Annotated in this window: 11 protein-coding genes; 5 read left to right on the top strand and 6 right to left on the bottom strand. The window is 34.0% G+C overall.

The window, feature by feature from the left end; all coding sequences use genetic code 11:
- Positions 1-412: 412 nt before the first annotated feature.
- The gene (locus V7056_RS01280) at positions 413-817 is read right to left on the bottom strand and encodes a TIGR03826 family flagellar region protein (RefSeq protein ID WP_499698567.1); all 405 of its coding nucleotides are present in this window, start codon (positions 815-817) and stop codon (positions 413-415) included.
- A 406-nt stretch (positions 818-1,223) separates the two neighbouring features.
- Here V7056_RS01280 and V7056_RS01275 point away from each other — a divergent pair, with 406 nt between their 5' ends.
- From V7056_RS01275 to V7056_RS01265, 3 genes are read left to right on the top strand one after another with little or no spacing between them, the layout of a single operon-like run.
- Entirely contained in the window at positions 1,224-2,174 is a 951-nt protein-coding gene (locus V7056_RS01275) for an AAA family ATPase (protein WP_499698566.1), read from the top strand.
- Positions 2,174-3,370 carry a DUF58 domain-containing protein gene (locus V7056_RS01270; RefSeq protein ID WP_499698564.1) on the top strand — a complete coding sequence of 399 codons (1,197 nt, stop codon included), beginning with the start codon at positions 2,174-2,176 and terminating at the stop codon, positions 3,368-3,370. Before V7056_RS01275 ends, V7056_RS01270 begins: the two co-directional genes overlap by 1 nt.
- Positions 3,371-3,412: 42 nt before the next feature.
- Positions 3,413-4,612 carry a DUF4129 domain-containing protein gene (locus tag V7056_RS01265; RefSeq protein ID WP_499698563.1) on the top strand — a complete coding sequence of 400 codons (1,200 nt, stop codon included), beginning with the start codon at positions 3,413-3,415 and terminating at the stop codon, positions 4,610-4,612.
- Positions 4,613-4,663: 51 nt separating this feature from the next.
- Here the strand turns inward: V7056_RS01265 and menC are convergent, their stop codons facing one another.
- From menC to V7056_RS01240, 5 genes are read right to left on the bottom strand one after another with little or no spacing between them, the layout of a single operon-like run.
- Positions 4,664-5,770, bottom strand: coding sequence for an o-succinylbenzoate synthase (menC, locus tag V7056_RS01260; protein ID WP_499698561.1), 1,107 nt, complete (start codon positions 5,768-5,770; stop codon positions 4,664-4,666).
- An 18-nt stretch (positions 5,771-5,788) separates the two neighbouring features.
- Complete coding sequence (locus V7056_RS01255) at positions 5,789-6,610, bottom strand: GNAT family N-acetyltransferase (RefSeq protein ID WP_499698559.1); 822 nt, start codon at positions 6,608-6,610, stop codon at positions 5,789-5,791.
- A gap of 19 nt (positions 6,611-6,629) precedes the next feature.
- A complete protein-coding gene (locus V7056_RS01250; RefSeq protein ID WP_499698557.1) occupies positions 6,630-8,111 on the bottom strand; it encodes an amino acid permease in 1,482 nt (493 codons plus the stop codon).
- A gap of 15 nt (positions 8,112-8,126) precedes the next feature.
- Positions 8,127-9,272: an amidohydrolase gene (locus tag V7056_RS01245; RefSeq protein WP_499698555.1), complete on the bottom strand. Its 1,146-nt coding sequence runs from the start codon at positions 9,270-9,272 to the stop codon at positions 8,127-8,129.
- A gap of 34 nt (positions 9,273-9,306) precedes the next feature.
- Positions 9,307-10,161 (bottom strand): MurR/RpiR family transcriptional regulator, encoded by an 855-nt coding sequence (locus tag V7056_RS01240; RefSeq protein WP_499698553.1) that lies wholly within the window; start codon positions 10,159-10,161, stop codon positions 9,307-9,309.
- Between the two features lie 415 nt (positions 10,162-10,576).
- Here V7056_RS01240 and V7056_RS01235 point away from each other — a divergent pair, with 415 nt between their 5' ends.
- Positions 10,577-11,683, top strand: a complete 1,107-nt coding sequence (locus V7056_RS01235; protein ID WP_499698551.1) for a glycosyltransferase family 4 protein — start codon at positions 10,577-10,579, stop codon at positions 11,681-11,683.
- Positions 11,676-12,455, top strand: coding sequence for a HipA family kinase (locus tag V7056_RS01230; protein ID WP_499698549.1), 780 nt, complete (start codon positions 11,676-11,678; stop codon positions 12,453-12,455). The genes V7056_RS01235 and V7056_RS01230 overlap by 8 nt, the downstream gene beginning before the upstream one ends.
- Positions 12,456-12,458 lie beyond the last annotated feature (3 nt).

Raw genomic sequence — 12,458 nt, 5'->3', positions numbered from 1 at the left:
ACTAAGCTTCCATTATTATACAAATATAAGCTTTTCCCCTTAGAATCTTTAACTAATGAAATCTAGTGATTGCATCTGAAACTTGCTCTTTTTGACAGATTGTCTATGAAGGAGTTTTTTACAAGAATGAAATCTCAACTGACATTACGACATTGTCGGTTTGGTGTACATCATGGTAGTAGGTATTGGAAGGTGCTCGACTCCTATGGGAAATGCGGGAAAGTTGAGACCCCACAGGAAGTAGGTCATTCATGCGTTACGACAGGACGTCGTGGTTTTAGCATGCCTACCTTTTTCGAGGGGCTCAACTCACGCCCCATGGAAAGCGAGCACCTGGAGTGGAATTTAACATACTTCTTCCCCCAGACAGCCCCTAAAATAAAAAAAGAGCCTATAATAGACTCTAAAAGCACTACTCATTTCTTTTAAAATAAGTAGCTGTATGTTTATCTCCTTGAAGTCCTTCAATTTCTTTTACTTCCTCCAAGCCTCTTACAAAGCTACCCGAACAGCTTGGACATAACGAAACACCATCAGTCAAACTCTCACCACACTTTGGACAAGGTAATCCAATATTCGGAAAATGCCTCTGTAATATTTTCCCCTGTCTAACCCAATCATGGATCCACTCTTCATTCACGAGGGTTGCATTCAAAACTTGGACAATCGTAGCAGTTCGATTTTCTCTTTTTCTTAAATAATCTAATACAATCTCTAACCAAGCATTGTCTATCTTCTGACACTTTTGACATAATTTACTTTTTCCATTTTGAACCGTTAAGGAAAAGCATCTTTCACAATTAATAGGGTTGTTCATATGATCTTCGCTCCAATAAAAGTCTTACAATAATTTTATAAAAAAATGGAAGATTACTTTACAGAATTAACTTTTATGCGATTTGAACTGTATGAATTGATTCTTCAATATATACTTCCATGCCTCAAGATGAACCAATATTATTATCGGCAAGAATTTCCAATTTTTTTACCAATTTAAAATGTACAACTTTTTTGAGATATTTTCAATCATTCCCGTGAAATATTACTCATAGACCACCCGAACCAATGATTTTAAAGGCTGTCACTCAAATTCAAAAAATATTAATTCAATAGACTACCTTTCATAATACCTTTACAATATATTTAAGAAATAAAAATTGGAATATTTTGTATAAAAAAATTCTGCATTGAAGATACGATAAAGTAGATTAAAGGAGACTAGTATGAATATTTCAGAAAAGTTATCACGGCTAAAACGTGAAATAGGTAAAGTCATAATCGGTAAAGATGAAGTTGTAGAAATGATATTTATTGCGCTTATTAATGATGGACATATTTTACTAGAAAGTGTTCCAGGTACTGGTAAAACTCAATTAGCAAAGTGCTTTGCTAAAACAATCAACGGATTATTTAAGAGGATTCAATTCACTCCCGATTTATTACCTAGTGATGTTACAGGCATTCAATTCTTTCATCCAAAACATCAAGAATTCCAGCTTAGAATTGGACCTGTTATGACAAATATATTATTGGCAGATGAAATTAACCGTGCTACCCCTAGAACGCAATCAAGTCTACTTGAAGTGATGGAAGAGCGCCAAGTTACAATTGATGGCGAAACAATTTTACTTCCAACACCGTTTATTGTAATTGCTACACAAAATCCAATTGAATCTCAGCAAGGTACATTCGCATTACCAGAAGCGCAAATGGACCGTTTCTTCATGCAAATCAAACTTGATTATCCAACTTTTGAAGAAGAAAAAAAGATGATGCAAACACATCGAACAAATTCTCCTTTTTCTAGTTTGAATCAAATATTTACTTTAGATGAAATTACTCAAATCAAAGATGAAGTTAAAAATATACATATTTCCGATGAGGTTGAAGATTATATTTTAAGTATTGTTCAGGAAACTCGCCAACACGAAGATATCCAAATGGGCGTTAGTCCCCGTGGAACACTTGCATTGATGAGATGCGCTCAAGGTCGAGCATTTATAAATTATAGATCATATGTAACTCCTCAAGATGTAAAGGATGTTGCAGTTTATATGTTAGCACACCGCTTAGTATTAACGTTGGAAGGCTCATTGAAAAAGAATAACGTCCAAGTGTTGGATTCTATTTTAAAAAATGTAGCTGTACCTGTTGAAGCCGGAGCAAATAAATAATGATTTGGAAAAAGGAAGTCTTTGGAAGAAATTCATTAGATGGATTATCTGTAATTGGTATCTTCTTTCTGATTATCAATTTCTATCAATCTTCATATTTATTAATGTTTTTAGGCACTCTCTTAATTGTAATGAGTTGGATGGGTAAATATTATTTACAACATGTTTCAGATCATCTTGTTGTTGATAATACCAAGGATTCAATTAAAGTTTCGGTTGGAGAAGAATTTAAATTGCCACTTAAATTCAGTCAACTTAGTAGACTACCAATCATACATGCAACTCTACGGATAAAATTAGAACCGATTATAGAAGGTCCTGATTTACATTCAAGCTCAAGCTCTGATAAAAGAAATTTAGAGCTGACTATACCTTTTCAAATTAAGGGGAAAGAAAGTATACAAGTTTCACTTCCACTTAACGCTGTAAAAAGAGGCGTTACTAGAGTAAAGTCACTCGAAATCACTGTAACGAATTTCTTTGGGATAGGCTATGTAGAACTATTGTATATACCTTTTTTACATCAAGAAATTGTCATATACCCTACATTAATACCTGTACCCAATATAGAACAGTTAATTGCTACAAAATCATATGGTTACTTTTCCTCCTCTTCAAGTATGTTTGAGGATGTGTTAGCACCAATTGGTACTAGAGACTATGTATATTCTGATCCTTTTCAACGAATCCATTGGAAACAAAGCGCAAAGGCTCAAACTTTACAAACAAAGGTATTTGAAAGAACTGCTGAATACTCATGGACTTTCATCGTTAATTTACGTGATATAGACTTACCGAATTATCGTATGAATGTGATAGAAAATCTTGATTCCATTGCTAGTAATATAGCTTATATGGCTAGATACGCTACTTTGAAGAATATTGAATACGAAATTGTTTTGAATTTGAACATGGAAAGTGGTGTTCCAGTTTATCACTTGCCAGTAGGTGGGGGATCAGTTCAATTAGGAAAAACCTTTGAAATACTAGCTCGTATAAATCGTGAAAGAAGTACTCAACCGATTGCTAAACTATTACATTTTGTGGAGAAACAACAACTAAAATCACCTGTCGTAATCCTATGTGGCCCTTTTGGGCGTGAGGGTGATCAATATTTCGCACAAATGCAAAAAAGAGGACAAAAAGTTTATTATCTTCGTGATGATGAACAACATCCTTCAATCGTACCACTTTGATGATCGTTTTGTTTCAAGTAAGAGGAAAATGAGAGGTACATTATGATTAACCGTATACTTCCTAATTATTATTTTTCATTAGAATGCTTATATGTATTTTTTCTTTTATGCTTATTTAATTTTTCATCAAATCAACTTCCACCTTTATTCAGCTTTCTTAGTGTATGTTTGGTTGGAAATATTAGTTTATACTTCATTCTACGGAAGAAACAAGTAACACAATTTTTCCCTTTCCTCACTGGAATCGTTGCAGGTGGAATCGGATATTTTCTCGGATTCGATCAAATTACAGCTATCGTAAGTGCAAGCTTTGTATTTTTTCGGATAAAAACATTTTCAATTGATTCTTCTCTTTGGAAAGAAGAACGACATAAATTTCAAGTTCTATTCTATTGCAGTGGTCTGGTCATATTGTTTTTCGGTTGGATTGTAAATTATTCATATATGAATGTGCTGTATGGGATTTCAATTGGGTTTACATTCCTTTTTAGTTTTGGTCGTTTTTTACAGGAAACAGTTTATAAAAATAATTTTAAAAATGTTACTGGCTTATTCGGAGCACTTTCAATTGCTGTAATTTTAGCTGGATTTGTAACTGTCTTTATTCCTACAGTGAAATGGGGGATTTTTAAGTTACTAGATGGAGTAATCAATTTAACAGGTTTTTTGGCATATCCTTTATTCAATCTCGTCGAAAAAATTCAGCTTCAACCGAAACTTAAGGGGGATGAAGAAGAGCTACGGCAAAATCTAGATAAGATACCACAAACACACAAGGGTAACAGCTTCTTATCTGAGATTCCATCTTGGTCTTGGCTACTCATCTTCATTTTAATTTGTATTGTCGTTGGCATTTATTTATATAAGTTTAAATTCATAAAAGTTGAACAAACTTTACAACAATCACCTCTAGAAATTGACCAACTATCATTTAAAGAAAACAGAAAAATAAAAAGACGTTTTTTCAATCAATCTGCCCCATCAGAGCATATTCGCAAATTAATATTCCAGCTTCAAAAATTTGCACTCAAACACGATCTTGGTAGGCATGAACACGAGACTTTAAATGAATGGTTTCAGCGTGCTGAATTCCAACAACATCAAGACCTTCTCCATGCATACGAGCAAGTTCGCTATGGAAATGGGAAATTAGAGCATAATGAAAAATACTATGAAAAGGAATTCCAAACATTAAAAAAAGAGATAAAAGACCGAACAAAGGATAAAACAAAGAAAAACTAAAATAAAACAAGGGTTAGAAGTTTATTGACTTTTTAACCCTTGTTTTTTATGCTACAAATATTTTTTTGAGATTGTATACTTATTAATTTTTTCAATATCTGGCTCATATCCAATTCCAGGTAAGGTTGGAACTTTGATAATGCCATTTTCCACTGTTACTTCTGGTTTAATGATATCTTCTGCCCAGTATAGTGAAGATGCGGCTGTATCACCAGGTAAGACAAAATTTGGTAAGGAGGTAATTGCAATATTATGTGCTCTTCCAATACCAGATTCTAGCATCCCACCGCACCATAAAGGGATTCCATTCTCAAGACATAAATCATGAATTTTCTTTGCTTGTGTTAAACCGCCGACCCTTCCTACTTTGATATTAATAATTTTACAACTTCCTAGTTTTAAAGCCTTCCGCGCATCCTCTAATGAATGGATGCTTTCATCAAGACAAATAGCTGTTTCCATTCTATTTTGAAGTTCAGCATGATCAATAATGTCATTATAAGCTAATGGTTGTTCGATCATCATTAAATTGTATTGATCTAATGCGGCAAGATGCTCAAGGTCATCTAAAGTATAAGCCGAGTTTGCATCAGCCATTAAAGGAATATCCGGATAGACTTTACGTACTTTATCTATTAATTGAACATCCCAGCCTGGCTTGATTTTTAATTTAAACCGCTTATACCCTTCTTCTAAACGAGATTGTATGATATTTATTGTTGCATCTATGCTATCTTGAATCCCAATGCTTACTCCAACTTCAATTTCTTGCTTTGTTCCACCTAGTGCTTTTGAAAGCGAAATATTTTCCTGCTTAGCAAATAAATCCCAAACTGCACCCTCAATTGCCGACTTTGCCATATAGTTCCCACGTATGTGAGAAAAATAATTTTCTGATAGTTCATTAGGATGAGAGATTTCATTATTTAATACAATCGGAATTAAATAATCTTCAAGTAAATGCCTATTTGTTTTTACGGTTTCTTCATTATATAAAGGATCTAACATCGCAACTGATTCAGCCCAACCGGACATACCATCCTCACTAATTGCTTCAACTAAAATGAATTCTCGGTCATATTCAGTTCCAAAGCTTGTTGTAAATGGATGTAATAAATCTAACTTCATATGGCGTAAAATGACTTGTTTAATTTTCATAGATAAAACTCTCCTATCCTATTTACTTAATACATAAAATTGAACGGGTAATTCGGTCTTGTTATTTTTATGAAAATCAATGACCTTCCAACCATTTGAAAATAACTTCGTGAATACAGACCTCGTGATCATTCTCCACTCTTGTGCAAGTTGAAGATTATGCTCTCTTATTGATCGAAAATCTTTCGGAATGGCAACAAATGTAAGCTCATTCTCAATCTTCGCTAATTGTTTACTAGGCACTGGAAATCCTTCTTCGTTTTTGTCCCACTGTATAATTGACTCAAGTATCACCTGATGTAATTCAATATCATCTAATTGTTTACCATTATTTGTATCATTGCTGATATGCCATTCTACAAGGAAACGGTCTGATGGAATACCATTATTCAGTAAATCATCCATTTCTCCGTAACAATTCTCAACATAATGACTACAAGTCCCACCAAGCTTAGCAATATTTAAATAACCATTCACACTTTCTAACGGATCATAAGTCCATGTGATAAGGGAATAACCAAGTTTAAGTGCTTCTTCGCGCTGTGCAATTTTAAGAAGATTACCTATCCCTTTACTTCGATATGCCTTATCGATCCCCAACATATGTGAACATAGATAAAGCGAATTTCCATTGAATCCAGGAAAGCTATACTGAAATCCAACTAGTTTCTGATCATCGTAGGCTCCTAATACAAGTCCGCCATTCTTTACTGCAGTTAACGTTTGATGTGTTGGAATTGAATCATTCTCTCCCCAAATTGAGGATTCTAGTTTTCTAACTTCTTCAAGTTCTTCAATTAATTGTAGGGAACGAATGGTAATCTGATTTGTCTTGGTCATGAAAAATCCCCCTTTTTTATTATTCTTGACTAAAGTCTGCTTGTTTTAAAGGAACCATTTTTGTTTTTTTCAAGATTTTATAACCTATATAAGCTAATATAAACAATGGTAAGCCTATATAAGAAACTAAAATACCATACCAATCAATTTGTGCACCAGTGAACGCAGTATAGTTTTGACCAAGTATTGCGATGACACAAAGAATTGTTGCTACGATTGGTCCAAATGGATACCATTTTGATACATATGGTAAATCACTTAATTTTCTTCCTTGTGCTATGTAAGCTTTTCGGAAACGATAATGTGTAATTGAAATTCCTAACCAAGAAAGAAATCCTGATAATCCAGCAGCATTCAATAGCCATGTGTATACTGTACCTTCTCCAAAAAGTGAAGTAAGAAAAGCAGCCATCCCAATGATTGTAGATAAATAGATTGCATTAGTAGGGATGCCATTAGCATTTACTTTTTTTAGAAATGCAGGTGCTTTTCCTTCCTTTGCTAGAACCCAAACTACTCTTGATGCACCATACAATGCGGAATTTCCAGCTGACAATACAGACGTTAAAATAACAGCATTCATGACTGAAGCAGCCATTGCAATTCCAGCATTTTTAAATACTAGTGTAAAAGGACTAACCGCAATATCTTCTATATCTGAGCTTAGTAATTGTGGGTCATTGTAGCTAATAAGGCATCCAATGACAAAAATCGCAAGGACATAAAATAAAAGTAAACGCCAAAAAATTTGTTTGATTGCCTTAGGTATATTTTTTCTCGGATTTTCACTTTCACCGGCAGCAATCCCAACTAATTCTGTTCCTTGGAAAGCAAATCCAACGACCATAAACACACTAATGATTGATAAAAATCCTCCTTTAAATGGAGCCTCACCATTAGTAAAGTAATCAAATCCTGAAGTATGTCCTTTCATAATGCCAAATATCATAAGAATTCCTACAGCAATAAAGATAATAATCGTAACAACCTTAATAATCGCAAACCAAAATTCTGATTCCCCGTACCCTTTTACAGTTAAAATATTTAAACCAAAAATTAGTAGCAGGAATATCATACTCCATACGATTCCAGGGACTGATGGAAACCAATACTTCATAATAATGGCAGACGCGGCTAGTTCAAGCGCAACAACTATTGCATTGTTATACCAATAGTTCCATCCAACCGCAAAGCCTAAAGCTGGATCAACGAATCTTGATGTATACGTACTAAATGAACCAGTAATCGGAATGAATGCTGCCATTTCTCCTAAGCTTGTCATCAGAAAGTAAACCATTATTCCAGCAATTAAATAAGCTGCTAACGCGCCACCAGGTCCAGCTGTATGAATAATCGATCCACTTGCCAAAAATAATCCTGTACCAATTGTTCCTCCAATCGCGATCATAGAAAGATGTCTCGTTTTTAATTTACGATCTAAATGATTTGGGGCAGTGTTTGTTTTCAAGCTCGTTTGAGAAATATTTGTTCCATTTTGCATCATTACACCTCTTTTTTAGATTGAAATCGTATTTTCTTCTAATGCTAATAAAACTGATTGAACTAATATTTTGGTCCCATAATGAAGTGCATCTAAATTAAAGTTCATTTGTGGATGATGTAGACCATAATTGAGATCACATCCTAATCCAATCATTGTTGCAGCAATGTTAGGATATCTGTTTGTATAAAAGTGGAAATCCTCACCACCATTAGTGATACACTTAGGAACTACATTTTTAGCGCCAAGAATATCGGCAATCGCTCTTGCGACAATCTCCGTTGCAGCTTCATGTAAAACGGCCGCTGGTACAAATTCTTCCATTGACCAAGTCATTGTCCCCTTAGTCTCATCCATGATTTCGCTAAAAATATAAGTAACAGTTTCGTTTAATAATTCCATCACTTCATTTGTTTGCGCTCGTACATCAAGCGTAAATGTAGCAGTTTCAGGTATGACATTTGATGCTTCATTTTCAGTTTGAAGCTGCGTCATTTTGATTGAATAAGGTGTGTCAGTATCAATTTTTATTGCCTTTAATTTCATGACTAGTAAAGTGGCCATTTCAATTGCATTGATTCCATCTTGTGGACGAGAGGCATGTGCTTGACGACCTTTAAATATGCCTCTTATTGTTTCAGCAGACCCATGTATAATGACTGGTGATGCATAAGAAAATGGAACCTCCGACTTTGGACGAACATGAATACCAAATAATGATATGACATTTTCTAAAGCCCCATCTTCCATCATTTGAAGTGCACCCTCGCCTTTTTCTTCGGCAGGCTGAAATATAAAGCGAATCGTATGTTTTGGCTTTATACCACTTGATGCGAGTGCAAGTGCTGTGTAAAGTACCATTGTGCTATGTGCATCGTGTCCACAGGAATGATTAGCTCTAACAACTCCCTCTACTTCTTGTACTAAAGCATCCATATCTGCTCTAACTGCAATGACTGTTTCTAATTCGCCTTTTAGTTCAGCAATCAACCCATAATGAGCTTCAAAAGTCTTAACATGGAAACCCGCTTCTACTAATCTATTTCTAATATATTTAGAGGTTTTTTCTTCCCCCCAACTTGGTTCGGCTAGCGTATGTAAATCATGATATGTTTTTAGAATAACGTTTTTATGTAGATCAATATATTTAATTGGATTCATATTTTAATAGCCTCCTTCTCCTTCATAAAACGCTCTATTCAATAAATACCTCATAATTTGAATAAAGCTTTTCTAATTTCTGTTGATATGATTGAACTTTTTTTCGATCTTTTTTATAAATTCCTGCAATGACTAAATCTAATAAACTGATGACTGAAGCAATTGAATTTGTGCCACTCTCAACGTTTTCTTCAGTGGTTAGTACAATATCAGCAATTCGCCCGATTGGAGACAATAATCGATCAGTAACCGAAATCAGTTGAATATTATGCTCTTTGGTACATTCACATATTGTGAGGGTATCTTTTGCATATCGCGGAAAAGAAAATGCAACAACAACGGATTGTTTCGTTAAATTACTAAATTTTTCATAAAAGTCTCCTGCTGGCGTACATAAATATACATTTTCTCTTAATGAGCTTAATGTGCTAGAAAACCAATATGCAGCAACATGCGAAATTCGATGACCAACAATTAATATTTGATCAGCATTCATTAATGCATCAACAGCTTTCCATACTTCTTGTACATTTGATGGTTCCAATAAATTTCTTAAAATATTTACTTCATTTTCGATTACTTTTGTAAATGTATCTTCGTTGTGTTGTTCCTCTTTCTTCATTTCCCCATTTGCTATATCTGATTTATTCATTTGAAGAAATTGCTTTTGAATATTGATTTGCATATCACTAAACCCTTCAAACGCTAGCGCATAAGAAAGCCTAATAACAGTTGTTTCACTAACATCTGCCTCTTTACCAATTTGATAAGCTGTTTTAAAAGCACTTTCTTCCAAGTGCTCGATCATATAATTAGCCACTTTCTTTTGTCCGGGTGAAAGCTGAGAAAATTTTTCTTTCACTAACAACTTAAATGAAATTTGATCCATGATCATAATCCTTCCAATCACTGAAGTTTTAACTTCATTCGTTTTATTTTTTGAAGCATATCCTTCATTTATTATTTATACATTATCATAATTAATACATAAAACAAATACATTTTTAATTTTCAAACTATTTACCAACCTCATCTTTATCCATCATCGGATTATTGAATGATAGAAACATAGTACATTCGTTGATTAAATTTCATTTTTTTAGTCACATGCCCTTACAAATTAATAAAAATTGAATTAAATAAATTAGGACTTCTATACATTTTAATAGCCAACAGTGGGTAGAGATAAGCTCTACCACAAAATGGTTAACAAAAATATAGTTTGAAAACAGTCAAAAACAGAATCGAATACTGGTACTGTTCAGTCATAGATCAATAAACCAGTTAAATGAGGAGGGAAAAATTTGAAAGTCCTTGTAATCTGGCGCCTTTTAACAGTTGGAGGAGTTAATGCTGGTTGGAGAAACCGGGCAATATATTTTAAAAAATATGGAATTGAAACCGAATTTCTTTATACAACCGACCACGGTGGACTTCACATTATGGAAGATGTCGCTACTGTTTATTTAACGAAAGATGAAAATAAAGTTATTAATATTATAAAAAACAATGCCTATGATGCAATCATTGTTGTAGATACTGGGGCCGCTTATAAATGGATACGAAAAGCAAATTATAAAGGTCCTGTTATCGTTGAAGCTCGAACACCAGAATTGATTAAACTACAGCCTCATTTAAAAAAGTTTAGAACGATAGAACCTGTTTCCCTTATTGTTCCTTCTAATTATCAAAAAAGATTAGTTTCTATCTTAACTGATAACATCCCAATCAATGTCATCTACAATGGCGTCGATACATCTTTTTTTCGTCCATTAGCGGAAAATGAAATAGATTTTGAAAACCAACCGCTTTTACCTAAAAGTAAAAAAGTGGTTTGTTGGATTGGTCGAGTTGATAAGCGCAAAAATTGGCCTATGCTTGTAGAAATAGCGAAAACAATTAAAAGTGAACGCTCTGATATTGAAATATGGTTGATTGGTGGCGCACAAAGTGTACAAAGAGAGGAATTTGCCATGACATGGAAGGAAGAGAATCTGACTGATATCATTAAATGGTTCCCAGTAATTCCCTATCAACAAATGCCACATGTTTATGCAAAAGTGCTTCAATCTGGAGGATGTTCATTGGCTACAACTAAATCTGAATCATTTGGAAATACATTCATAGAATCCATGGCATGTGGTGTTCCAGTTGTCGCTTCAAACATTATGCCAATATCGGAACTTGTGATGAACGGAAAAACTGGAAAATTGTACCGTGGCCATGATGTCAAAGACGCTGTGAAGAAAATTTATTCTGTTTTAGATAATCCGGTTCATCACGAAAAAATGTCCAAAGCAGCAACAAGGCACGTAGATCGACATTTTGCGATTGAAAAAGTTGCCGATATTTATCTTCAATACCTTTTGCAAATTGGGCAAAAAGAGGATGAGGTGAAGTACGATGATTGAGCCAGTCTCCTTTGTCAAAAAACTGGAAGGTAAATCAAATTCATATTTAATTACTTTTAGTGATGGAAGAGATTATGTTGTTAAATACTTTCACACAGGTTTCGAAAAAGCATTACCCAATGAATGGATCGCATATTGCATAGCTAGATATTTAGATTTGCCTATTCCATTCGCTCAAATCGTCCAAATTCCAGCTGTATTTTCATCCAATATTCCTGATATAACGGATGAAGTCATCAATAATTCTCAGTATCAATTTGCTTCTTTATATGTACCGAACTGCAAAGATGGCCATCAAGCTTCAACTATTCAACATATCGTAAATGCTAGAAGTCTTGCAGGAATCATATTATTTGATTACTGGCTTTATAATGATGACCGCACACGAAAAAATATTCTTTTGCATGAGGAAAACTTGAATAACTATCATGTATGGATTATTGATCATGCCGAGGTTTTTGGTTCATATAGTTGGTTAATTCCGGAACTCGAAAATTTGCCTCAGAAAATTATGAAGAGTGCTACACACCAATTAATGGCAAGCTTTATTGAAGATGAGAAAGAGTTTAAAAAACATTTAAATATTATTCAAACTTTTCCCGTCCTTTTATTAGAAGAAATTGTTGAATGTATTCCTGAAGATTGGATGGTTTCAAAAGAAGAAAAAAAAGCGATTGTTGGTAGACTCGTCAACCGTCGAAAAAAAATTCTTCCACTACTTTTGAAAAAGTTCTTAAAAAATATATATCGTCCCATTAAAAACACACCATAAAAT

The sequence above is a fragment of the Bacillus sp. JJ664 genome, from assembly GCF_036962205.1.
Lineage (GTDB): Bacteria > Bacillota > Bacilli > Bacillales > Bacillaceae_G > Gottfriedia.
Note: the sequence above shows the minus strand (reverse complement) of the source record. Positions and strands in the feature narration are given on the sequence as shown.